Raw genomic sequence first — 23,396 nt, forward strand, 5'->3', positions numbered from 1 at the left:
TCCGTGAGCGCTCGCCGTGCTGACAACGGCGAGCGCTCCACCAGACGCGCAAGACGACGAAGCTGACGTTCGTCAGTCGAGGCAACGATAAAGCCGAAAACCGCCCCAGAGCGGAATCGAGCGCGCTGCAGAATTCGTTTCACATCATGGAGTTTCACCACAATGCCTCTCGTATCAATGCGTCAACTGCTGGATCACGCAGCCGAACACAGCTACGCCCTCCCGGCATTCAACGTCAATAATCTGGAACAAGTTCAGGCGATCATGGCGGCCGCGCACGAAGTGAACGCGCCCGTCATCATGCAGGCGTCCGCCGGCGCGCGTAAGTACGCGGGCGAAGCGTTCCTGCGCCATCTGATCGAAGCAGCGGTCGAGTCGTATCCGCATATTCCGGTCGTGATGCATCAGGATCACGGCCAGTCGCCGGCGGTGTGCATGGCCGCGATCCGCTCCGGCTTCACCAGCGTGATGATGGACGGCTCGCTCGAAGCCGATGGCAAGACGGTTGCGTCGTACGAGTACAACGTCGCGGTGTCGAAGCAGGTCGTCGAGTTCTCGCATTCGATCGGCGTCACGGTCGAAGCGGAGCTGGGCGTGCTCGGCTCGCTCGAAACCATGAAGGGCGACAAGGAAGACGGCCACGGCGCCGAAGGCACGATGACGCGCGAGCAGCTTCTGACCGACGTCGAGCAGGCCGCCGACTTCGTCAGGCAGACGCAGTGCGATGCCCTGGCGATCGCCATCGGCACGTCGCACGGCGCGTACAAGTTCTCGAAGAAGCCCACGGGCGATATCCTCGCGATCGACCGCATCCGCGAAATCCACCAGCGCATTCCGAACACGCATCTCGTGATGCACGGTTCGTCGTCGGTGCCGCAGGAACTGCTCGCGGAAATCCGCGAATTCGGCGGCGACATGAAGGAAACCTACGGCGTGCCGGTCGAAGAGATTCAGGAAGGCATCAAGCACGGCGTGCGCAAGGTGAACATCGACACCGACTTGCGTCTCGCGATCACCGGCGCGATCCGCCGCTATCTGTTCGAAAATCCGTCGAAGTTCGATCCGCGCGATTACCTGAAGCCCGCGCGCGAGGCGGCGAAGGAAATCTGCCGTCAGCGCTACATGCAGTTCGGCTGCGAAGGCATGGCCGGCAAGATCAAGCCCGTTCCGCTCGACAAGATCGCCGAGAAGTACAAGTCCGGCGCACTCGCGCAGATCGTGAAATAAAGCGCGGTCGATTTGTAAAGTAAAATCAACGGGTTCCGGGTTCGGAGCCCGTTCGCATTTCTTTTCCCCGCGCCAGAGGTCCGAGCGCGGGTTTCACCATTTCAGTCCTTCCCGGTACATGACGATGTCCACGCTATACGAATCCACGATCAAATCGCTGCCGCTGCTCGGCCGCGGCAAGGTCCGCGACAATTACGCAGTCGGTCAGGACAAGCTCCTGATCGTGACGACCGACCGCCTTTCCGCATTCGATGTCGTCATGGGCGAGCCGATTCCGAACAAGGGCCGCGTGCTCAACACGATGGCCGATTTCTGGTTCGAGAAGCTCGGGCACATCGTGCCGAATCACAACACGGGCATCGATCCGGCTTCCGTCGTCGCGGCCGATGAAATCGAGCAGGTCAACGGCCGCGCGGTCGTCGTGAAGCGTCTGGAGCCGATTCTCGTCGAAGCCGTGGTGCGCGGCTATCTCGCGGGCAGCGGCTGGAAAGACTATCAGGCAACCGGTTCCGTGTGCGGCGTCGAGTTGCCGCCGGGCCTGCAGAACGCGCAGAAGCTGCCCGAGCCGATTTTCACGCCGGCGGCGAAGGCCGAAATGGGCCATCACGACGAAAACATCACCTACGATGAGATGGAACGCCGCATCGGCACCGAACTGTCGGCGACGATCAAGCGCATCTCTATCCAGTTGTACAAGGAAGCGGCCGAGTACGCGGCGACGCGCGGCATCATCATCGCGGATACGAAGTTCGAATTCGGTCTCGACAACAAGGGCGAGCTGTATCTGATGGACGAAGTGCTGACCGCCGATTCGTCGCGCTTCTGGCCCGCGGACGGCTATCAGGTCGGCACGAATCCGCCGTCGTTCGACAAGCAGTTCGTGCGCGACTGGCTCGAAACGCAGACGTGGAAGAAAGAGCCGCCCGCGCCGAAGCTGCCGGATGACGTGATCGCGAAGACGTCGGAGAAGTATCAGGAAGCGCTTCAGCGTTTGACCGGCAAGACGCTCGACTAAGCAGAGGAAAGCAGTTCGATGACCAAGGCAGCGCACACGCATGAAACGCCGCTCGTCGGCGTGTTGATGGGTTCCAGCTCCGACTGGGACGTGATGAAGAACGCGGTGGCGATTCTTCAGGAATTCGGCGTGCCGTACGAGGCGAAAGTCGTCTCGGCGCATCGCATGCCGGACGAGATGTTCGCCTACGCCGAAAGCGCGCGTGAACGCGGCGTGCGCGCGATCATCGCGGGCGCGGGCGGCGCGGCGCATCTGCCGGGCATGCTCGCCGCGAAGACCACGGTGCCGGTGCTCGGCGTGCCGGTGGCGAGCAAGTATCTGAAGGGCGTCGATTCGCTGCATTCGATCGTGCAGATGCCCAAGGGCGTGCCGGTCGCGACCTTCGCCATCGGCGAGGCGGGCGCGGCGAACGCGGCGCTGTTCGCGGTGTCGATCCTGAGCGTGACGGACGCCCGTTACGCCGAGGCGCTCGCCGCGTTTCGCGTGAAGCAGAATCAGGCGGCGCGGGACATGGCGCTGCCGCCGCTCTGATGACCCGGCGCGCGGACCGCGCGTCGCGCCATCGCCGATGCCCACAGCCAGCCACCCAAGCCCCACGATGAACCCACACAACTCCCCGATTTCTCCCATCCTGCCCGGCGCGTGGCTCGGCATGGTAGGCGGCGGCCAGCTCGGCCGCATGTTCTGCTTCGCCGCGCAATCGATGGGTTACCGCGTCGCCGTCCTCGATCCGGACGAGACGAGCCCCGCCGGCGCGGTTGCGGATCGCCATATCCGCGCCGCTTACGACGATAAAAACGCGCTCACCGAACTCGGCCGCCTGTGCGCGGCGATATCGACGGAATTCGAGAACGTGCCGGCCGCGAGTCTCGAATTTCTCGCGTCGTGCACGTTCGTCAGTCCGGCTGCGGGCTGCGTGGCGATCGCGCAGGACCGCGTCGCGGAAAAGCGCTTTATCGCGGCATCGGGCGTGCCGGTCGCGCCGCATGTCGTGATCGAATCGGCGCTGGCGCTCGCCGCGCTCCCCGACGAGACGATCGCGGCCGTGCTGCCGGGCATTCTCAAGACCGCGCGCCTCGGCTACGACGGCAAGGGGCAGGTCAGCGTGCGCAATGTCGCGGACGTGCGCAACGCGTATGCATCGCTGTCGGGCGTGCCGTGCGTGCTGGAAAAGCGCATGCCGCTCAAGTACGAAGTATCCGTGCTGATCGCGCGCGGCGGCGACGGCAAGTCGGCCGTGTTCCCGCTCGCGCAGAACGTGCACGTGAACGGCATTCTCGCGAAGACGGTCGTGCCCGCGCCGGATGCATCGGCGGCGCTGGTCGCGCAGGCGCAGGACGCCGCGCTCACCATCGCGGCGAAGCTCGGTTATGTCGGCGTGCTGTGCGTCGAATTCTTCGTGCTGGAGGACGGCACGCTCATCGCCAATGAAATGGCGCCGCGTCCGCACAATTCCGGCCACTACACGGTGGATGCCTGCGCGACGAGCCAGTTCGAGCAACAGGTTCGCGCGATGACCGGCATGCCGCTTGGCGACACGCGGCAGCATTCGCCCGCCGCGATGCTGAACCTGCTCGGCGATATCTGGTTCGATGGCGACAAGGCGCGTGCGCCCGCCTGGACGGAAGTCGCCGCGATGCCTTCGGCGCGGCTGCACCTGTACGGCAAGGAAGAGGCGCGCCGGGGCCGCAAGATGGGCCACATCAACTTCACGGCGGCGACGCTCGAAGAAGCGCGCACGGCGGCGCGCGACTGCGCGCGCATGCTGCATATCCCGCTCGACTGAGTTTTTTGCCGTAGAAGCAATGACCATCATCTATCCGAGCGTCGCGCAGATCGACGAAGCCGCCGCCTTGCTCGATGGCGGCGAACTCGTCGCGTTTCCGACCGAAACGGTCTACGGACTCGGCGGCGACGCCGAGAATCCGGATGCCATCGCGCGCATCTATGCGGCGAAGGGACGGCCGGCGAATCATCCGGTGATCGTGCATCTCGCGCCCGAAGCCGATCCGGGCTACTGGGTGCGCGAGCTGCCTGCCGATGCGCAGAAGCTCATCGATGCGTTCTGGCCCGGACCTTTGACGCTGATCCTCAAGCGCGCGGCACATATTCCTGCGGCGGTGAGCGGCGGACAGGATTCGGTCGGCGTGCGGTGTCCGTCGCATCCGGTCGCGCAGCAGTTGCTGTCGGCGTTTCATGGGCGGCGTTTGGGCAGCGGGAAGCAGGGCGGCGTGGCGGGGCCGTCGGCCAATCGCTTCGGCCATGTCAGTCCGACGACCGCGCAGCATGTGCGCGATGAGTTCGGCAGCGCCGTGCATGTGCTCGATGGCGGGGCGGCGGATGTCGGCATCGAATCGACGATTCTGGATCTGTCGCGCGGTTTTCCCGCTCTGCTGCGGCCGGGGCATGTGAGCCCGCAGCAGATCGCGGACGTGATCGGCATTGCGCCGCGTTTGCCGGACGGATCGGACGCGACGGCGCCGCGCGCGTCAGGGACGTTGAAGGCGCATTACGCGCCGCGCACGCCGCTCGCGTTGCTGCCCTTCGAGACGATCGAGCCGCTGATCGCCGCGCAGGATCGGGCGAGCGGGAAGAAGATCGCGCTGGTCGCGCGGGCATCGCGGGCGGGCGAATGGGCGCACGCGGCGAATGTGCATTTCGTGGCCGCGCCGGAAGATCCGCAGAGTTATGCGCGTGATTTGTATGGCTTGTTGCGCGCGCTGGATCGTGCGAATGTCGAGCGGATTCTGATCGAGCGGTTGCCGGAGACGGTGGAGTGGATCGCGGTGAATGATCGGCTGGGGAGGGCGGCGGCGGCGTTTGAGGCGGAGGAGTGAGGGTGTGTTGGGTTGCAAAAGGTTGCTTTTGGTCGCACAATAAACCACTTATGCAACTGGGAGACCTGGACATGGCCGTAGCACTCAAACTCTCCGACGAACTCGTCGAAATCGCGAAACCGCACGCGGCGGCAATGCATCGCTCTGTGCCGAAGCAGATCGAACACTGGGCACGGCTCGGAAAGGCCGTCGAAGAAAACCCGGAACTTCCCGTTCAGTTCATCAAGGACACGCTTCTCGCTGTTGAGGAGGCCAAAGCGGGTCAAGTTTCGGACTATCAGTTTGCTTCGTGATGTCCATGAAAGTTGTCGCTACACCGACCTTCGAGAGGGCAGCCAAGAAACTGCATGCACGCGACAGAAAGGTTCTCGATGAAGCAGTGCGTGAGATCCTCGCAGCGCCTGATGTGGGCGTCGCGAAGAAGGGGGATCTTGCAGGTGTCTTCGTTCACAAGTTCAAGCTGAACAAACAGGAAACCTTGCTCTCATACCAGTTCTCGGCGTCGACCATCGTGCTTCTGAGCATCGGCTCACACGAGAACTTCTACCGCGATCTGAAGCGTTAACGAGCGCCGCCCGGCTGATCCGTAGCCGGGCGGCTTCTCTCGTCAAACCGCTAGTCGTCCCTTACTTCCCCAACCCCGATTTCGCAATCGTCTGCTCCGCCGTCTGCGCATAGAGCGCATGCAGATGCGTCGTCGGGTGCACGGTATCGGCGTACATGTACGTCTGATCCGCGCCTGCAACCGTCAACGTCTGCGGCGAGCAGAACAGCGAGGTCGCGAAAGCCTGCGGATTCGGTTCGCCAAACTTCTGCGCCGCCGCGGCCATCGCCTGCAGATTGCAGCCCGTGCCCGTATTCGACACCGTGAAGCCGAACTGCGCGAAATTCGCCGTGATATTGGCGAGCGGCGGAACGATGTCGAGGTAAATGACCTTCGACATCAGCCCGCTTTGCGTCAGCGCTGCCGCAAGCGCCTGATTGAAGCCGAGCGACGCTTGCGAGAGCAGTGCGCGCGTCTGGGCGTTGCTCATCATGCCCTGCGGCGTCGTGCCGATATCGGGCACGTTCGACACCAGCACGTGCGTCGCGCCGCTCTGCACGACCTTGCCGATCACGCCCGCCAGATCGATCGCCGCCTTGCCGATCGCGGCGGTGGCCGCGGCTGGCGTCATCTGGCCGCTCTGGACCGCGGTGAGGTTGAACAGAATATCGTTCGCGCCGCCGTTGATGATGACGAGCTGATTCGCATTGAAACTGCCGTGCGCGGACAGATAATTCGACACCTGCGTGACGACCGGAACCGTCAGCGCCTGCGTGTAGTTGGCGGGATCGGTGGTCGCATGGCCGATGCCGATCGGATTGGTCACGCGCGAGCCGCCCTGCGCGTAGCCGAGACCGCCTTGCGGGGTGGGCGGCACGCCGAAGCCGCCGGTCATCGCGGGCGCCAGTGTATCGCCGTAATACTGCGCGACGTTCTGCACCCAGACCTGACCCGGATTCGTCGTGAAACGGCCACCGCCGAAGTTCGCCGCCGCGACCGGCGCATACGTGCCGACATCGGACAGGCTGTCGCCGAACGACACCACCTGCAGCTTGACGCCGCCCGGCGGCGTGGAATTGTTGTTGTCGTCACCGCCGCCGCCGCACGCGGCGAGCAGGGCAAAGGCCGCGCTGGCCGTCGCGACTTGAGCAAAGCGCACCAGTGCGGCGCGCGTCGAGCGTTGCTTGTTCATGGACCTCGTCTCCCTCTTGGGTGTTTTCTAGTTCGATTACGGCGCTGACCGTCTTGCGGTCTCACGCCGCGTACCTGCGAGTTTAAGCGATGCGGCGTGCCCGTCCCGACACGCGATGCTTCCGGCTGAACGCCGTGCCCGACAGCGTACACGCCGCGCGCGGCTTCCCGGGCGTCACTTCGTAGAAGAAATCTTCGGTCGCGCCCGCGCTGCGTGCCTGCGAGCGCGTCGTTCAGTCGGCCATGCCGGGCTTGCGCGCACCTTCGTAGACCCATTCGAGCAGCGCATCGTGCGCGCCGCGCGCGGCCTCGGCGCGCGGATGGTTGATGAAGCTCACGACCACGTAGCTCTCGCCGTTCGCCGCGCCGACATAGCCCGCGATCGCGCGCACGTCGCGCAGCGTGCCGGTCTTGATGTGCGCATTGCCGAGCGCGCCCGCGTTGGTGAGGCGGTTGCGCATCGTGCCGTCGACGCCCGCGATCGGCAGCGATTCGACGAAGACCTGCGCGACCGGGCTCGCGTTCGCCGCCATCAGCAGATCGGCGAGCGAGGCCGCGGAGATGTGCTCGTCGCGCGAAAGGCCGGAGCCGTTGTCGAGCGTGAGGCCGCTCATCGGCAGGGCGCTGCGCTTCAGGAACGCCTGGATTGCGGCGGCGGATTTCACCGTGGTCGCAGGCGGCTTCGATTGCGCCGCGCCGATCGTCAGGAACAGGTTGCGCGCCATCACGTTGTTGCTGAACTTGTTGATGTCGCGCACGACGTCCGACAGCACCGGGCTGCGATGCGTGCCGACGAGCCGCGCATTCGAAGGCGTCGGGCCTTCGCGCGTGGCGCCCTGGAACGTGCCGCCCGCCTGTTTCCACAGCGCGAGGAAGCCGCCGGCGAAGAAAGTCGAATGATCGAGCGCCGCGACATTGACGGTGCGCGAGCCGCAGCGCAGCGGATAGTCGCCGATGAACGACGCCTGCACGAAGCCGCCCTGCGTCTGCGCCACGCTCGGCGACGCCGCCTGCAGCGAGCCGGTGCACGCGCCGCGCGTGACGCGCAATTCGTTGTCGATCTGCAATTGCGCGAGTTGCGGCAAGACATCGATGGACACTTGCCCGTCAGGACTCGGCGTCAACGTGAAGGACAGCGATTTGAACGCGTAAAGCAGCGGGTCCGGGCCGACGTTATAAGGCGCGGTGTCGTCGTTGTCGAAGGCGGGCAGATCGCGCGTGGAGGCGTCGAAGTAGCGTTTGTCGAGCACGAGCGCGCCGTCGATGCCCGTGATGCCGTTCTTGCGGATCTGCTCGACGAGATCGATCAGTTCTTCCGGCACGAGCTTCGGATCGCCCGTGCCCTGAATGTACAGATTACCGTGCAGGATGCCTTGCGCGTCGGGTTCGCCGTCGGCGTACGCGGTCGTTTTCCAGCGATAGTCGGGGCCGAGCATCGAGAGGCCCGCGTAAGTGGTGACGAGCTTCATCGTCGAGGCGGGCAGCATCGGCTCGTTCGCGTTGACCGAGACGAGCGGCAGCGGCGCGCCGACGCGCTGCACGACGACGCTCATCGACGCGAGCGGGACGTGCGCGCGCGCGAGCGCCGCCATCACGGCCGGGGGCAGCGGGCCGGCGGGGACGCTCGCCTTCGCGACGTGCTCGGCTTTTGCACCTTTGGCCGCGCGCTTCGATTTCGCACCGCCTTTTGCCGCGCGCTCCGGCGACTGCGCCTGCGATTCGGCTTTCGTGCCGCCGCGCGCATCGGCGTCGGAGATATGGCCGAGCGCGGCGCACGCGAGGGCTGCGGCGAGCGCGAACGAAGCAAGACGGCGGGATACGGGGCGGAAAGCGAGCGGCATGGACGAGCGTTGTTCTTGGGACTGGATGCGGGCGGCGCCGCGCGAGAAGCCGCTATTGTAGACAAGCTGGCTTGCGGAAATCGTACGGGCGAAAAATCGCCTTCAGGCAAATGCCAAGCGAAGCGCGCGCGACACGTCGTTGTCCTCTGAAAATGGACGCTCCGCGCGGTTAAGTCCCGTTTAAGCCTGTGGCGGGCACGCGCGGCTACAATGGGCCGAAACCCAAGTAACCACGAACAGACATGTGCCATGCGAATCCTGCTTGTCGAAGATGACCGGATGATCGCCGAAGGCGTGCGCAAGGCGCTGCGCGCGGACGGCTTCGCAGTCGACTGGGTGCAGGACGGCGAGGCCGCGCTGACGGCGGTCGGCGGCGAGCCTTACGACCTGATGCTGCTCGATCTCGGCCTGCCCAAACGCGACGGGCTGGACGTGCTGAAGACACTGCGCGCGCGCGCCAACTCGCTGCCGGTGCTGATCGTGACGGCGCGCGACGCCATCGCGGATCGCGTGAAAGGGCTCGATGCCGGCGCGGACGATTACCTCGTCAAGCCCTTCGATCTCGATGAACTCGGCGCGCGCATGCGTGCGTTGATCCGCCGTCACGTGGGGCGCGGCGAGTCGCTCGTGCGGCACGGCGAACTGACGCTCGATCCGGTCGGTCATCAGGTGACGCTCGCGGGCGCGCCCGTGTCGCTGTCGGCGCGCGAGTTCGCGCTGCTCGAAGCGCTGATGGCGCGGCCCGGCGCGGTATTGTCGAAAAGCCAGCTCGAAGAAAAGATCTACGGCTGGGGCGAGGAAATCGGCAGCAACACCGTCGAGGTGTACATCCATTCGCTGAGAAAGAAGCTCGGCGCCGATCTCATCCGCAACGTGCGTGGTCTCGGCTACATGGTCGCGAAGGACGCCTGATGCGGTCGATTCGCCGGCAACTGGTGATCTGGCTGCTCGCGCTCGTGATCGTCGGCGTGGGGTTTGCCGGATGGCTCATCTACCGGCAGGCGCTCGCCGAAGCCAACGAACTCTTCGATTACCAGTTGCAGCAGATCGCGGCGGCGTTGCCGTCGGAGCCGTTTTCGTCGGTGCTCAGTTCGCGCAGCGAGAGCGACGAAGGCGTCGTGATCCAGATCTGGAATCGCAACGGCGTGCTGATGTACTACTCGCATCCGCGCGTGCCGCTCGCGCCGCATGCGGAACTCGGCTTCTCCACCGAAATGACGCCGCGCGGCGAATGGCGCGTGTATAGCGCGATCGTCGGCGATAACGTCGTGCAGCTCGCGCAGCCGCTGTCGATCCGCAATCGCGTCGCGGCGGGCGTCGCGTGGCGCACGCTGTGGCCGCTCGTGCTGCTTCTGCCGCTGCTCGGGCTGGCGATCTGGGTGATCGTCGGACGCGGGCTCGCGCCCTTGCAGCGCGTGACGCGCGCGCTCGATACGCGTCATCCCGAAGCGCTCGATCCGCTCTCCGATCAACGTCTGCCGCAGGAAGTGCGGCCGGTCGTGCGCGCGTTGAATGCGCTGCTGTCGCGGCTGTCTACCGCGCTCGATACGCAAAAGGCCTTCGTCGCCGATGCCGCGCACGAACTGCGCACGCCGCTCGCCGCCGTGCAGATTCAGGCGCAACTCGTCGCGCGCGCGCAGGACGACGGCACGCGCCGCGAGGCGCTCAAGGACTTGCATGAAGGCATCGCGCGCGCGACGCGCCTCGCGGAACAATTGCTCGCGCTCGCGCGTTCGGAGCCGGACGGCAAGAAGGTCGAGACGCAAGTCGATCTGAACGCGCTGCTCGAAAGCTGCGTGCGCGGCTATGTGCTGGTCGCGCAGGAACGCGGCGTCGATCTCGGCATCGAGACGAGCGAGCCCGCGGCCGTCAAGGGCGATCCGGATTCGCTGCGCGTGATGTTCAACAATCTCATCGACAACGCGACGAAGTACACGCCGCGCGGCGGACGCGTGGATGTCGGCGTGAAAGTGAAAGACGGGCGAGCGCTCGTCGAAATCTCCGATACCGGTCCGGGCATACCTCAAGAAGAACGAGAAAGAGTGTTCGACCGGTTCTATCGCGTGGGAGAGGGCGCGGATCGCGCGCGCAGCGATATCGCGGGCACGGGCCTCGGACTCGCGATCGTGCGGCGTATCGCGGACCAGCATGGCGCGGTGGTGACGCTCGGTGAATCGCAGGCCGGCGGCCTGAAGGCTTCGGTCCGATTCTGATCCGCGCCCCGATGCGGACGCACCAGGTTCCCCAATCCTGACTGCGGACCGGGCTGATTGTTTCAGCCCGCAGCACGGTCGCGCCGTCGAGCCGGAAACCCTTCTTCGCTCTCGCTGCGCCATTCCATTTCTAGCACGGTTTTCGCCTTTTTCGCGCCAGGCATCGCTTATTTCTTGTCGACAGCTTCGAACGGCGCACTGTCACTTCACATAATCAGGCATGTAGGTCATCGTAATCGCGGCGCCGAAGAATTGAACAGGCTCTGAAGGGCATTCCCTTGGAACGCGGCATCGCGGCGATCGCAAGCGCACAGGCTCAGTAAGCGCGTGCCGCTTGATCATATTCAGCAGGCTCATATATCAGAGTGCGAAGCAAGTCTATAAACCAAATTCGATTTTGAGCCCGAAAGTAGGCGCTGCGTGCTCTTTTAGGAATGGGCTTATGTTTCCGCAGGTCACGTTCTTCTACATTTCACTTGCTGCAACACAATATTAACTATTTCTCGTCAGCTAACTAAGCGATTGTTGATTGCAGAAGTGTTATCGCAGCACTAATCAGTTCGGCTCCCTCTTTATCTCTGCCCCTGGCCCTGTTCGCCCGTCGCGCGCGCTGGTTTCCCGTGCCGGCAGGTTTTGCTCATTTTCACTAGCTGATTTTCATGAATAAGTCTTATCGCGTTGTCTGGAGTGTCGCAACGGGTACCTTCGTAGTTGCTTCCGAATTAGCCAAGGGTCGTTCAAAGAAGGGCAAGGTCGCAAGACTGGCTGCGACCATCGTATTCGGCGCGGGCGGATTCGTCATCGCGCCGGCAGCGTTTGCGGGCACGATCGCCAACTGCAACAACGGTAACGCGAGCACCTCGTACGCGAGCACATACGGCACCAATGCGGGTGATTGGGCGCTGGGTTCCAACCCCATGGGCTGCTCGTCGGCTGGCGCGAACGGGATCATCATGTCGGAAAGCGGTACCTCCACGCAGTCGGGCAGCAATGCGTGGATGGCGGTCGGACAGACGTCGACCACGGGTGCCGGCACCATCACACTGTACGGCCCGAACGGCATCACGCTGAATGGTCCGACGAGTCTGTCGAACAACAAGATCACCAGTCTTACCGCAGGCACCGTGAGTTCCGGCAGCGCCGACGCCGTCAACGGCGGCGAGCTGTATAACACCGCCAGCACAGCGGCGAGCGCGCTGGGCACCACGCTCGGCGCCAACGGCGCCATCGTTGCCCCAAGCTATGCGCTCACCAACGCCAACAGCATTGGCGGCACCACGGGTGCGGCCGCTGACGTGGGCAGCGCGTTCGCCAAGGTTGATACCGCACTGGGCGAGATCAATACGCAGGCCACCAACACCAACCGTTACTTTAAGGCGGGTGGGGCGAATAACGGCACGGATGATGCGAGCGCCGCAGCCGGTGCCGTGGCAGTAGGTGTGAGCGCCGCGGCCACCGGTATTCGTGCCACGGCTATGGGCAATGGCGCCAGCACGGCGTCTTCGGATGCGATTGCGATAGGTACGCTAGCAAATGTGGTCGGCAATGGTACGGTGGCGATTGGCTCCCACGCTTCCGCCTTCTCATCCGGTAGCGCGGCCGGTCAGAGCGTGGCGCTTGGCGCCAGCACCAGTGCTGGTGGCGATTTCTCCACGGCCCTGGGTTCGAAGGCGAATTCGACCGGCAATGGGTCAACTGCCGTTGGCGTCAATGCAACTACCATCGGCAATCGTGCCGTGGCGATGGGTGCGAGTTCGGCAGGCGCCGGTTCCTTTGCGACGGCGGTGGGTACCTTGGCCTCGGCTGGTGGCAACAACTCGGCTGCCTTCGGCACCTCCGCCAACGCCAGCGCGGCCAACAGCGTGGCGCTGGGCGCGGGCTCGACCACCACGACCGTCCTGACCCAGGCAGGCTACAACCCGGGTTCGGGCACGCTGTCGGGGACGGCTTCGACCGCGAACGGCGAAGTGTCGCTGGGTTCGGCAGGCAAGGAGCGTCGCCTGACCAATGCGGCCGCTGGCAGCAGCGCGACCGATGCGGTCAACGTCAGCCAGTTGCAGTCCGAAGATGCCAAGGTCAATAGCAACGGTTTCACGACAGCTTCGGCGCTGGGCGGTGGTGCGGCCTATAACAGCACGACCGGCTCGATCACCGCGCCGAGCTACGCATTGACCAACGCCAACAGCATTGCCGGCACCACGGGTGCGGCGACCGATGTGGGCGGCGGATTCGGCAAGGTGGATGCGGCGCTGGGCAAGCTCAATACGTCCGTGGCTGGCAATACCACGGCGATCACCAACATCACCAACGGCACGATCGGCTTGGTGCAGCAGGCTGCCGCGGGTGCGGACCTGACGGTGGGCAAGGCCACGGATGGCGCGGCGGTGGATTTCGCTGACAAGAACAGCAACACCCGCACGCTGAAGAATGTGACGGCGGGCGTGGCTGGTACCGATGCGGTGAACATGTCGCAACTGAACACGACCAATTCCAACGTGGCGCAGAACACGACGAACATCGCCGGCAACACGACGTCGATCAACAACATCAATACCCAGATCAGCAGCGGCGCGATCGGTCTGGTGCAGCAGGACGCGACGACGCGCAATATCACCGTGGCGAAGAACACCGACGGTACGACGGTCGACTTCACCGGCACGCCGGGCGCACGCGTGCTGGACGGCGTGGCCAACGGCGCGGTGACGAGCACGAGCAAGCAGGCGGTGAATGGCTCGCAACTCTACGCACTGGCTGGCTCGACGGCTTCGGCCATGGGCGGCGGTTCGACGGTCAACAGCGAGGGCTCCATCACGGCGCCGACCTACAACATTCACAACGCCGATGGCTCGACCACGACGGTGCGCAATGTAGGCGACGCGGTGACCAACATCGACGCTCGCGCGACGCAAAACACGACCGACATTGCCGGCAACACGACGTCGATCAACAACATCAGCAGCCAGATCAGCACCGGCTCGATCGGCCTGGTGCAGCAGGCCGCCGCTGGTGCAGACCTGACGGTGGGCAAGGCCACGGACGGTGCGGCGGTGGATTTCGCCGACAAGAACGGCAACACCCGCACGCTGAAGAACGTGACGGCAGGCGTGGCTGGCACCGACGCGGCGAACATGTCGCAGCTGAACGCGACCAACGCCAACGTGGCGCAAAACACCACCGACATCGCCGGCAACACGACGTCGATCAACAACATCAGCAGCCAGATCAGCAGCGGCACGATCGGTCTGGTGCAGCAGGCTGTCGCGGGTGCCGACCTGACGGTGGGCAAGGCCACGGATGGCGCGGCGGTGGATTTCGCCGACAAGAACGGCAACACCCGTACGCTGAAGAACGTGACGGCTGGCGTGGCTGGTACCGATGCGGTAAACATGTCGCAACTGAACGCGACCAATGCCAACGTGGCGCAGAACACGACCGACATTGCCGGCAACACGACGTTGATCAACAACATCAATACCCAGATCAGCAGCGGCGCGATCGGTCTGGTGCAGCAGGCTGTTGCGGGTGCTGACCTGACGGTGGGCAAGGCCACGGATGGCGCGGCGGTGGATTTCGCCGACAAGAACGGCAACACCCGTACGCTGAAGAACGTGACGGCTGGCGTGGCTGGTACCGATGCGGTAAACATGTCGCAACTGAACGCGACCAACGCCAACGTGGCGCAGAACACGACGAACATCGCCGGCAACACGACGTCGATCAACAACCTCGATGGGCGCGTGACGCAGAACACGACCGACATCAGCAGCCTGAACACGTCCATCACCAGCCTCAACGGTCAGATGAGCGATGCGGTGATGTACGACTCGTCCGCGCACGACAAGGTGACGCTGGGTAACGCCGGTACGCCGGTGCAACTCACCAACGTGAAGGCCGGCGCGCTGGTTGCTAACAGCACGGATGCGGTGAACGGTTCGCAGCTTTACGCGACGAACCAGCAGGTCGCGCAGAACACCACGTCGATCAACAACATCAGCAATCAGATCAACAGCGGTGAAATCGGCCTGGTGCAACAGGACGCGACGACGCGCAACATCACCGTGGCGAAGAACACCGACGGAACGACGGTCGACTTCACGGGCACGCCGGGCGCACGCGTGCTGGACGGCGTGGCCAACGGCGCGGTGACGAGCACGAGCAAGCAGGCGGTGAATGGCTCGCAACTCTACGCACTGTCTGCCTCGACCGCTTCGGCGATGGGTGGCGGTTCGACGGTCAACAGCGATGGCTCCATCACGGCGCCGACCTACAACATTCACAACGCCGACGGCTCGACCACGACGGTGCGCAACATAGGCGACGCGGTGACCAGCATCGACGCTCGCACGACGCAGAACACGACCAACATCACCGACATCTCCAACCAGATCAACAGCGGTGCGATCGGTCTGGTGCAGCAGAACGCGACGACGCGCAACATCAACGTGGCGGGGAACACCGACGGAACCGTCGTGAACGTCACGGGTACTGCGGGTGCGCGCGTTCTGGAAGGCGTGGCCAATGGTGCGGTGACGCCCACGAGCAGGCAGGCGGTGAACGGCTCGCAACTGCACGCCCTCGCCAGCTCGACGGCTTCGTCGCTCGGTGGCGGCTCGACGGTGAACAGTGATGGCTCCATCACGGCGCCCACTTACACCGTCAATGGCCAGACCGTAAACAACGTTGGCGCTGCGGTGACGAATCTCGATGCCCGTACGACGCAGAACACGTCGGACATCGCGAACCTGCACACGGACGTCACGCAGAACACGACGGAGATCTCGAACCTGACGCACAACGTGATCAACAACACGGCGCAGATCGAAAAGAACACGTCCGATATCACCAATATCACCAACCAGATCAATGCAGCCGGCGACGGCGTGGTGCAGCAGAATCAGGCCACGCACAACATCACCGTGGCGAAGAGCGCTGACGGCAAGGTGGTCGATATAACAGGCACGCAAGGCGCACGCAGCGTGACCGGTGTGGCTGCTGGCACGCTGTCGGTCGATAGCGTGGATGCGGTGAACGGTTCGCAGCTCTACCAGACGAACCAGCGAGTGAGCAGCATCGCGAATGCGACTTCCACCATCGCATCGAATAAGTCGGACACGCCGGCCGTTGCGAGCGGTGTGGATTCGACGGCGCAGGGCAATGGTGCGATCGCAGCGGGTGCGAACTCGGTGGCGCTCGGCAGCGGCTCGGTAGCCAACGAAGACAACACGGTGTCGGTCGGCTCGCAGGGTAACGAGCGCCGGATCACGAACGTCGCGCCGGGCGTCAGCGGCACGGATGCGGCGAACATGAACCAGTTGGCTTCGGTTCAGAACAGCGTCAATTCAGTGGCGCGTGCAGCGTACTCGGGCGTGGCGGCTGCAATGGCCATGCCGAACCTGACGCCGCGCGATCCGGGCAAGGTGCTGGTGGCGGCCGGTGTCGCGAACTACAAGGGCTATACCGCAATGGGTGTCGGCGGTACCTACCGGTCGGAGAACAGCCACTGGCTGGTGAACGGCGCGCTGTCGCTCACGCCGCATGGCGATGCGGGCGTCCGTGCGCAAGTCGGCTACGAGTTCTAAGCACGCGAGCCTCACAAGGCAGTTGGCAGCAAACGCGCCGCAGCAGTAACGCGGGGTCGAAAGGGCGGTGTCCGGAAACGGGCAACCGCCCTTTTTTACGCCCGGCGCGCGCATCGGACGCTGGCTCGCGCCCTTGCAACGCGTGACGCGCGCGCTCGATACGCGTCATCCCAAAGCGCTCGATCCGCTGTCCGATCAACGTCTGCCGCAGGAAGTGCGGCAGGTCGTGTGCGCGTTGAATGCGCTGCTGTCGCGGCTGTCTACCGCGCTCGATACGCAAAAGGCCTTCGTCGCCGATGCCGCGCACGAACTGCGCACGCCGCTCGCTGCCGTGCAGATTCAGGCGCAACTCGTCGCGCGCGCAGGACGACGACACGCGCCGCGAGGCGCTCAAGGACTTGCACGAAGGCATCGCGCGCGACGCGCCTCGCGGAACAACTGCTCGGGCTCGCGCGTTCGGAGCCGGACGGCAAGAAGGTCGAGGCGCAAGTCTTGCGCGACCAGCATATAGCGCACGCAGCTTTCGAACTTCCCCTGAAGTGCAGCAGGGCATCGCATCGTCAGGTCACGGCAAGTCCCCACCAACGGCGACTCAGGTTTCCGCGAAGCCGATGTCGCCCCGTGCGGACTCGTCTGCGTAGTCACTGCCAGCACGACCGCCATTCATACCCTTAGGATCGCAGATCAATGAGTGCACGTTGCTAAACTGCGCCCCGTCTCAATTCGGAGTATTCCGATTAGCTATTTCAATGGTTTGTTAGAAATTCTCTTTCATCGCTTGAAGTCAAAGAGGCACAAGGCGATAAATTAGTAGCGCAAGAAAAAGCCCTCGAGAAAAGACGTTGGCTTCTCGCCTCCGCCGATCTTAATAAAAAAGTTAGGAATACTTATATGAATGAGACTTTTTGCTGTGACTGGAATGAGGCCACGGGCACAGGAATTACGGCACCAGACAAATCGACGAGGAAATCGAGTTCGAAATCCGGGCGTTCCCGTTCCTTTCCGGCATGTGGAACACTCACCGGTCTGGCCTCTGGCATCCTTCTGATGGCTTCGGCGCCGGCCTCCGCGAGCGTAGTCTGTCTGAATGATGCAGGCGGTACGCATACCCTCTCATCGGCCGGTTCGATCGTCGTCGGCTGTTCGAGCTGGGTGACTGGCCTGAGCGGCCCCTATGCCGTTCTGGATAGTGGCAGTCCCGCCGGCCGTTCCGCCCTGGCGCTTACTTCCGGCCAGGCGACGTTTTACCTCGACAATGCGGGGTCGTTGACTAACAACCTTCTCACCTTGACTGCCTCGGGTTCCAATGTAGCCATGACCGGCCTTGCGCCCGGCAGCCTCTCTTCAACCAGCCTGGACGGAATCAACGGATCTCAGCTCTACGCGACCGGCACGACTACTGCCGCAGCGCTCGGCACTAGCTTCAATGGGTCGACCGGCAACGTTGCAGCGCCTTCTTACGCGCTTGCGAAGGCGAATCAGATCGCTGGCACGGCCGGTGCGGCGACGGATGTCGGCGCGGGCTTCAGCAAGGTCGATGCCGCTCTCGGCGCCCTCGACATGTCGGTGGCAGGCAACACCACGTTGATCGACGACATCACGAACCAGATCAACAGCGGCACGACCGGTCTGGTTCAGCAAGATCAGACGACGAAGAACATCACGGTGGCGAAGAACACCGACGGCACGACGGCGGACTTCGCTGGCACGGCGGGCGCACGCGTGCTCGACGGCGTGGCTAGCGGCGTGGTGAGTCCGGCGAGCAGGCAGGCAGTGAATGGCTCGCAGCTGTACGCGCTGGCTGACTCTACGGCATTCGCAATGGGAGGCGACTCGGCGGTGAACCCGGACGGCTCGATCACGGCGCCGACGTACGTCATTCACAACGCGGACGGCTCGACCTCGCCGGTGAACAACGTCGGCGACGCGATTTCGAACATCGACGGCCGCACCACGCAGAATTCGAGCGACATCGCCAATCTGGACCAGCAGATCAATAACGGCGGAATCGGTCTGGTGCGGCAAGACTCGGTTTCGCGCAATATCAGCGTGGGAGCGAACACTGACGGGAGCTTCGTCAACTTTGCCGGTCTCGCGGGTGCGCGCGTTCTGGAAGGCGTGGCCAACGGCGCGGTGACGAGCACGAGTCAGCAGGCGGTCAACGGCTCACAACTGCATGCGCTTTCCAGTTCGACGGCTTCCTCGCTCGGCGGCGGCTCGACAGTGAACAGCGATGGCTCCATCACGCAGCCGGCCTCAGCGTGAATGATCAGATCGTGAACACCGTTGGTGACGCGGTTTCCAACCTCGATACCCGTGTGACGCAAAACACGAATGCAATCTCGAATCTCAACTCGAATGTCGCGCAGAACACGGCCGATATCGCGAACCTGACGACTGACGTCGCCAACCACTCGACGCAGATTCAGAAGAACGCATCGGATATTGCTGACATCAACAATCAGATCAACAGTGGCTCGATCGGTCTGGTGCAGCAGGATCAGACGACGCGCACGGTCACTGTCGCGAAGAACGCAGACGGAACGGTGGTCGACATGACGGGCACGCAAGGGGCGCGAAAGGTGACGGGCGTGGCGGCAGGTACGCTGAGCGCGGACAGCACGGATGCCGTGAACGGCTCACAGTTGTACGCGACGGATCAGGAAGTCTCGTTGCTCAGGCAGCGCGTCGTGAACATACAGAGCACCGGCGACGAACTGATGGCGTCGCAAGCTCACGACGCACCGGCCATCGCGTCCGGCGACCATTCGACCGCGATCGGCAACGGCGCGGTTGCATCGGGTGCCAGCTCGGTTGCGCTTGGCGACAGTTCGGTGGCTGAGGAAAACCATACCGTTTCGATCGGCTCCGCTGGCAACGAGCGCCGCCTGACAAACGTGGCGCCTGGCATCAACGGCACCGACGCCGCCAACATGAACCAGTTGAACGCGGTTCAGAGCAGCGTAAATTCGGTGGCGCGCGGCGCGTTCGCGGGTGTCGCCGCCGCCATGTCCATGCCGAACATGACGCCGAGCCAGCCGGGCAAGACGGTGGTTGCAGCAGGCGTGGGCAACTACAAGGGCTACACGGCAGTCGGCCTCGGCGCGACGTATCGCTCGCGCGACAACAGTTGGCTCGTGAACGGCGCGGCGTCGATCACCCCGAGCGGTGACACCGGCGTGCGTGCTCAGGTCGGCTACGAGTTCTGAGTACGTGGCTTCGTAAGCGAGACGAATCTGGCGGCGCGGTCTGGCCGCCAGAAAAAATGTAAGCAGCACGCAGGGCGACTGTCCATCGTGGATAGCCGCACTCTTTCATGGGTGCGGCCATTTAAGTGAGCTTTAAGCGGCGCCCCGTAAAGTCCTTTCATCGATAAAGCGCGCTCCTCAAGAGCGCATCCCCTCGTCAGGAGCACACGATGAAAGCGAAGATCCTCACCCGCAGCGCCGTCGCAGTGGCTGTTGCAGTTGCCTTGTCGGCGGGCTACGTGGCCGGGCACAACAATGTCCCGGCGCCGCAGGTCATCGCGCCCGCGTCCGCGGCGGCGTTGATGCCCGCCGAAGCCGCGGCAAAAACCGGCATTCCCGATTTCTCCGGTCTCGTCGAAACCTATGGTCCGGCCGTTGTGAACATCAGCGCGAAGCACGTCGTCAAGGAGACGTCGAATCGCCGTGGCGCGACCCAGGTGCCGATGGACCCCGACGATCCCTTATATCAGTTCTTCAAGCGCTTCGGCGGCATGCCCGGCTTCGGCGGCGGCGGCAATGGCGGCCCGGGCGCCGACCGGCCGAGCGAAGGCCTTGGTTCGGGCTTCATCGTCAGCAGCGATGGTTACGTGCTCACCAACGCGCACGTCGTGGACAACGCCAATGTCGTCACCGTGAAGCTCACGGACAAGCGTGAATATCGCGCGAAGGTCATCGGCGCGGACAAGCAATCGGACGTCGCCGTGCTCAAGATCGACGCGAAGAACCTGCCGACCGTGAAGATCGGCGATCCCAACGGCAGCAAGGTCGGTCAATGGGTCGTCGCGATCGGCTCGCCATACGGTTTCGACAACACGGTGACCTCGGGCATCATCAGCGCGAAGTCGCGCGCGCTGCCGAACGAAAACTACACGCCGTTCATTCAGACCGACGTGCCGGTGAATCCGGGCAACTCGGGCGGCCCGCTCTTCAATCTGCAAGGCGAAGTGATCGGCATCAACTCGATGATCTATTCGCAGACGGGCGGCTTTCAGGGGCTTTCGTTCGCTATCCCGATCAATGAAGCGATCAAGGTCAAGGACGCCATCATCAAGACGGGTCACGTGGATCGCGGCCGTCTCGGCGTGACGGTGCAGGGCATGAACCAGACGCTCGCCAACTCGTTCGGCATGAAGTCGCCGCAGGGCGCGCTCGTGAGTTCGATCGAGCCGGGCGGTCCCGCCGCGAAGGCGGGCCTCCAGCCGGGCGACGTCATCACGGCGCTGAACGGCGCGCCGGTGACGGATTCGACCTCGCTGCCGTCGCAGGTCGCGGGTCTGTCGCCGGGCAGCTCGGCGAAGGTGACGGTGTGGCGCGACAAGGGTTCGAAGGATCTCAGCGTGACCATCGGCGCGCTGAAGGACGCGAAGACCGCGAGCGCGAACCCGAACGGCGACGACAACGCATCGGCGCAAGATGCGCGTCTCGGCGTCGCGGTACGTCCGCTCTCGCCGGAAGAGAAGCAGAACGATTCGCTCTCGCGCGGTCTGCTCGTGCAGCAGTCGAACGGCGCGGCGGCGAGCGCGGGCATCCAGCCGGGCGATGTGATTCTCGCTGTGAACGGCCAGCCGGTGACGTCGGTGCAGCAGTTGAAGTCGATGGTCCAGCGCGCCGGCGACAGCATCGCGCTCCTGATCCAGCGCGACGACGCGCAGATCTTCGTGCCAGTCGATCTCGGCTGACGCGCGCGCCGGCCCGCGCGATGCGGGCACGAACCATGCTCTACGGTTCGCTGGTGCCCCATCGCGTGAAGCCGACGCATCGGGCGTGACGCCGCCGGCGCTTTCCGGCCGGGCGGCATCGGACAAAGGAGCGGAAACATGACGAGCAGAACCACGGGCAAGCTGGCGAGCGCACTTCTCGTTGCGGCGCTGAGCGCGGGCATGGCGGGCGGCGCCTGGGCGCAAGCCTCGGGCGGCACGACCGGCGATATGTCGAGCGCCGGCAACACCAACGGCGGCGGCCTGCCGCAGATCCAGCAGCAGGGCGACGTCTCCTGGACCTCGGGCGGCGTGGGACTCGACGAATCGCGCGCTTTGTTGCGCGAACAGGCGCACTGGCCGCTGTCGCTGCGCTTCACGGGGCCGACCGCGGATTACCTCTCGGGCGTGCACGTGCGCATCGTCGACGGCAAGGGCGGCGAGGCGCTGTCCGCCGAGTCGATGGGACCGTACATGCTCGTCAAGCTGCCGCCGGGCAGCTACACCGTCTATGCGAAGTACAAGGATCAGGAAAAGAAACAGGCGGTGAGCGTCGCGGGTCCGGGCAAGGCCAAGGCGGCGTTCCACTGGAACATTCAGTAGGCGCGCGCGTCCAAGGAAGAAGCGTCCGAGGCATCGAAAGCACTCACCCAGCCATCCAAGTTTGTCTCATAATCAAGCCACGGGTATCTCGATGCCTCGTGGCTTTTTCTATGGATGACGGTTCGCACGCGGGAGGCGCATCAGGATGGGCACGGAACTCAACGAGGGGCACGAGGCGGCGCATCGCATCGAGATCACGCCGAACGGCCGGCGCTGCCGCGTGATCCATCAGGGCGTCACTTATGCGGACACACACGCGTCCGTCACGGTCGTCGAAGCGGGCGCCGAAAAAGTGCACTACTTCCCGCGCGCCGACGTGAACATGGCGCGTCTGGAACGTTCCATCCACACCACGCAGTGCCCGCACAAGGGCCTGGCCACGCACTATCATCTGCTGACCGAAGACGGTCCGGTCGAAAACGCCGCGTGGAGTTACGAGACGCCGCCCGACGCCGCCGCGCGGATCAAGGGCTATCTCGCGTTTCATCGGTCGCGCGTCGATCGTATCGACGAAACTTCATAGGCGCGCGTCCGAACAGACACCGCCCCGCCCGCTGAGCCATAACGAACGCATGCGATCCTGGTCCCGGAGGCTCGAATGGAAGTCACCGATGCACTGTGCGTTCCGCTCGACCCGGCGCATGTCCGGGAAGCATTGGGCGATCTGGCGCTGCTGCGCGCGAGCCTCGACAACTGCGAGTCGTTCACGCGCACGCCGGGCGGCGAATATGTCCTCACGCTGATCGTGCCGCTCGGCGCGCTGCGGGCGCGTTACGAAATCCGCGCGCACGCCGCCGGGCGCACGCGTCAGGCGGCGCACGCGGAAGGCGAAGCCACCGAATCCACCGAATCCGACGATACCGCCTACGCACGCACGCTGAGCTTCAAGGCGCGCGGCGAGGGCGTCGGCTCGCTGCGCGGGCAGATCGCGGTCGCGCTGAATCCGGACGAAGATGCCGATGCGACCTGGATCGAATACACCGTCTGGGCGACCGTCTCGGGCCCGCTCGCGGGCTTGCCGTCGCGGCAGATCGAAAACGCGCTGCGCGAAGGCGCCGACGATTTCTTCGCCGAGTTCTGCGAAGTGGTGCGCGCGAAGCACGGCCTGCCGTCGATGCGCGCGGTCGGCGAAAACACCGCGCGGCGTCATGTGTTCCTGCGGCCGGGTTCGGTGTCGGCGGCGTTCTCGCGTCGCTCGGGCGCGCTGCGCGGTCCATCCGCCGATGCTCACGCGAGCGGCGTGCTGCGGCATCGTCTGCCTGGACACGGCTTCGCGCATCGCGAGCACGATCATTCCCACGATTCGCATCCGCTCGGCCTGCCCGTCTGGGCGTGGGCCGCGATGCTCGTCTGCGTCGCGCTCTTTGCGTACTTCGCGCAGCATATCGGCCTGCAATGACG

General features: G+C 64.3%; 18 protein-coding genes and 1 pseudogene. 17 read left to right on the forward strand and 2 right to left on the reverse strand.

The window, feature by feature from the left end; translation table 11 throughout:
• Positions 1-162: 162 nt before the first annotated feature.
• The 7 genes from fba (at position 163) to AWB80_RS01805 (ending at position 5,644) form a co-directional block, all read left to right on the forward strand.
• The gene (gene fba, locus AWB80_RS01775) at positions 163-1,227 is read left to right on the forward strand and encodes a class II fructose-bisphosphate aldolase (RefSeq protein WP_061172906.1); all 1,065 of its coding nucleotides are present in this window, start codon (positions 163-165) and stop codon (positions 1,225-1,227) included.
• 124 nt (positions 1,228-1,351) lie between these two features.
• Positions 1,352-2,242 (forward strand): phosphoribosylaminoimidazolesuccinocarboxamide synthase, encoded by an 891-nt coding sequence (locus tag AWB80_RS01780; RefSeq protein ID WP_061173092.1) that lies wholly within the window; start codon positions 1,352-1,354, stop codon positions 2,240-2,242.
• Positions 2,243-2,260: 18 nt separating this feature from the next.
• A complete protein-coding gene (gene purE / locus AWB80_RS01785; protein ID WP_061172907.1) occupies positions 2,261-2,773 on the forward strand; it encodes a 5-(carboxyamino)imidazole ribonucleotide mutase in 513 nt (170 codons plus the stop codon).
• A 67-nt stretch (positions 2,774-2,840) separates the two neighbouring features.
• Positions 2,841-4,028, forward strand: a complete 1,188-nt coding sequence (locus AWB80_RS01790; RefSeq protein WP_061172908.1) for a 5-(carboxyamino)imidazole ribonucleotide synthase — start codon at positions 2,841-2,843, stop codon at positions 4,026-4,028.
• A gap of 19 nt (positions 4,029-4,047) precedes the next feature.
• Entirely contained in the window at positions 4,048-5,079 is a 1,032-nt protein-coding gene (locus AWB80_RS01795) for an L-threonylcarbamoyladenylate synthase (protein ID WP_061172909.1), read from the forward strand.
• Positions 5,080-5,150: 71 nt separating this feature from the next.
• Positions 5,151-5,372 carry a TA system antitoxin ParD family protein gene (locus tag AWB80_RS01800; RefSeq protein WP_061172910.1) on the forward strand — a complete coding sequence of 74 codons (222 nt, stop codon included), beginning with the start codon at positions 5,151-5,153 and terminating at the stop codon, positions 5,370-5,372.
• A gap of 5 nt (positions 5,373-5,377) precedes the next feature.
• Positions 5,378-5,644, forward strand: coding sequence for a type II toxin-antitoxin system RelE/ParE family toxin (locus tag AWB80_RS01805; protein ID WP_061173093.1), 267 nt, complete (start codon positions 5,378-5,380; stop codon positions 5,642-5,644).
• Positions 5,645-5,705: 61 nt separating this feature from the next.
• Here AWB80_RS01805 and AWB80_RS01810 read toward each other — a convergent pair whose 3' ends face one another.
• Positions 5,706-6,815 (reverse strand): SGNH/GDSL hydrolase family protein, encoded by a 1,110-nt coding sequence (locus AWB80_RS01810; RefSeq protein ID WP_061172911.1) that lies wholly within the window; start codon positions 6,813-6,815, stop codon positions 5,706-5,708.
• A gap of 232 nt (positions 6,816-7,047) precedes the next feature.
• Complete coding sequence (gene dacB / locus AWB80_RS01815; RefSeq protein WP_061172912.1) at positions 7,048-8,655, reverse strand: D-alanyl-D-alanine carboxypeptidase/D-alanyl-D-alanine endopeptidase; 1,608 nt, start codon at positions 8,653-8,655, stop codon at positions 7,048-7,050.
• Between the two features lie 249 nt (positions 8,656-8,904).
• On the opposite strand from dacB, the gene AWB80_RS01820 reads away from it, so the two are divergent.
• The 10 genes and pseudogenes from AWB80_RS01820 to AWB80_RS01865 all read left to right on the forward strand — a co-directional run bounded on the left by AWB80_RS01820 (position 8,905) and on the right by AWB80_RS01865 (position 23,394).
• A complete protein-coding gene (locus tag AWB80_RS01820) occupies positions 8,905-9,567 on the forward strand; it encodes a response regulator (protein ID WP_061172913.1) in 663 nt (220 codons plus the stop codon).
• On the forward strand, positions 9,567-10,868 hold the full coding sequence (locus AWB80_RS01825) for an ATP-binding protein (RefSeq protein ID WP_061172914.1): 1,302 nt from the start codon (positions 9,567-9,569) through the stop codon (positions 10,866-10,868). Before AWB80_RS01820 ends, AWB80_RS01825 begins: the two co-directional genes overlap by 1 nt.
• 659 nt (positions 10,869-11,527) lie before the next feature.
• Positions 11,528-16,447 carry an ESPR-type extended signal peptide-containing protein gene (locus AWB80_RS01830; RefSeq protein ID WP_061172915.1) on the forward strand — a complete coding sequence of 1,640 codons (4,920 nt, stop codon included), beginning with the start codon at positions 11,528-11,530 and terminating at the stop codon, positions 16,445-16,447.
• Between the two features lie 112 nt (positions 16,448-16,559).
• Positions 16,560-16,913: pseudogene (locus AWB80_RS42910) on the forward strand (histidine kinase dimerization/phospho-acceptor domain-containing protein); the annotation flags it as partial.
• 425 nt (positions 16,914-17,338) lie between these two features.
• Positions 17,339-18,712 carry a hypothetical protein gene (locus AWB80_RS01840; RefSeq protein ID WP_143327945.1) on the forward strand — a complete coding sequence of 458 codons (1,374 nt, stop codon included), beginning with the start codon at positions 17,339-17,341 and terminating at the stop codon, positions 18,710-18,712.
• A gap of 11 nt (positions 18,713-18,723) precedes the next feature.
• Positions 18,724-19,656: a YadA family autotransporter adhesin gene (locus tag AWB80_RS01845; RefSeq protein ID WP_143327946.1), complete on the forward strand. Its 933-nt coding sequence runs from the start codon at positions 18,724-18,726 to the stop codon at positions 19,654-19,656.
• A gap of 209 nt (positions 19,657-19,865) precedes the next feature.
• Positions 19,866-21,374 carry a DegQ family serine endoprotease gene (locus AWB80_RS01850; protein ID WP_061172918.1) on the forward strand — a complete coding sequence of 503 codons (1,509 nt, stop codon included), beginning with the start codon at positions 19,866-19,868 and terminating at the stop codon, positions 21,372-21,374.
• A 138-nt stretch (positions 21,375-21,512) separates the two neighbouring features.
• Entirely contained in the window at positions 21,513-21,995 is a 483-nt protein-coding gene (locus AWB80_RS01855) for a hypothetical protein (RefSeq protein ID WP_061172919.1), read from the forward strand.
• A 145-nt stretch (positions 21,996-22,140) separates the two neighbouring features.
• Positions 22,141-22,518, forward strand: coding sequence for a DUF427 domain-containing protein (locus AWB80_RS01860; RefSeq protein ID WP_061172920.1), 378 nt, complete (start codon positions 22,141-22,143; stop codon positions 22,516-22,518).
• 75 nt (positions 22,519-22,593) lie between these two features.
• Complete coding sequence (locus tag AWB80_RS01865) at positions 22,594-23,394, forward strand: SRPBCC family protein (RefSeq protein ID WP_061172921.1); 801 nt, start codon at positions 22,594-22,596, stop codon at positions 23,392-23,394.
• Positions 23,395-23,396 lie beyond the last annotated feature (2 nt).

Origin of the sequence: Caballeronia pedi, from assembly GCF_001544915.2 — a bacterium.
GTDB lineage: Bacteria > Pseudomonadota > Gammaproteobacteria > Burkholderiales > Burkholderiaceae > Caballeronia > Caballeronia pedi.

Bases quoted from the DNA above. Each gene is read 5' to 3' on its own strand.
- AWB80_RS01805 (WP_061173093.1), top strand. From the start codon at position 5,378: ATGAAAGTTGTCGCTACACCGACCTTCGAGAGGGCAGCCAAGAAACTG.
- AWB80_RS01800 (WP_061172910.1), top strand. From the start codon at position 5,151: ATGGCCGTAGCACTCAAACTCTCCGACGAACTCGTCGAAATCGCGAAA.
- dacB (WP_061172912.1), bottom strand. From the start codon at position 8,655: ATGCCGCTCGCTTTCCGCCCCGTATCCCGCCGTCTTGCTTCGTTCGCG.
- AWB80_RS01795 (WP_061172909.1), top strand. From the start codon at position 4,048: ATGACCATCATCTATCCGAGCGTCGCGCAGATCGACGAAGCCGCCGCC.
- AWB80_RS01855 (WP_061172919.1), top strand. From the start codon at position 21,513: ATGACGAGCAGAACCACGGGCAAGCTGGCGAGCGCACTTCTCGTTGCG.
- AWB80_RS01825 (WP_061172914.1), top strand. From the start codon at position 9,567: ATGCGGTCGATTCGCCGGCAACTGGTGATCTGGCTGCTCGCGCTCGTG.
- AWB80_RS01830 (WP_061172915.1), top strand. From the start codon at position 11,528: ATGAATAAGTCTTATCGCGTTGTCTGGAGTGTCGCAACGGGTACCTTC.
- AWB80_RS01820 (WP_061172913.1), top strand. From the start codon at position 8,905: ATGCGAATCCTGCTTGTCGAAGATGACCGGATGATCGCCGAAGGCGTG.
- AWB80_RS01860 (WP_061172920.1), top strand. From the start codon at position 22,141: ATGGGCACGGAACTCAACGAGGGGCACGAGGCGGCGCATCGCATCGAG.
- AWB80_RS01840 (WP_143327945.1), top strand. From the start codon at position 17,339: ATGAATGAGACTTTTTGCTGTGACTGGAATGAGGCCACGGGCACAGGA.
- AWB80_RS01865 (WP_061172921.1), top strand. From the start codon at position 22,594: ATGGAAGTCACCGATGCACTGTGCGTTCCGCTCGACCCGGCGCATGTC.
- AWB80_RS01850 (WP_061172918.1), top strand. From the start codon at position 19,866: ATGAAAGCGAAGATCCTCACCCGCAGCGCCGTCGCAGTGGCTGTTGCA.
- fba (WP_061172906.1), top strand. From the start codon at position 163: ATGCCTCTCGTATCAATGCGTCAACTGCTGGATCACGCAGCCGAACAC.
- purE (WP_061172907.1), top strand. From the start codon at position 2,261: ATGACCAAGGCAGCGCACACGCATGAAACGCCGCTCGTCGGCGTGTTG.
- AWB80_RS01810 (WP_061172911.1), bottom strand. From the start codon at position 6,815: ATGAACAAGCAACGCTCGACGCGCGCCGCACTGGTGCGCTTTGCTCAA.
- AWB80_RS01780 (WP_061173092.1), top strand. From the start codon at position 1,352: ATGTCCACGCTATACGAATCCACGATCAAATCGCTGCCGCTGCTCGGC.
- AWB80_RS01790 (WP_061172908.1), top strand. From the start codon at position 2,841: ATGAACCCACACAACTCCCCGATTTCTCCCATCCTGCCCGGCGCGTGG.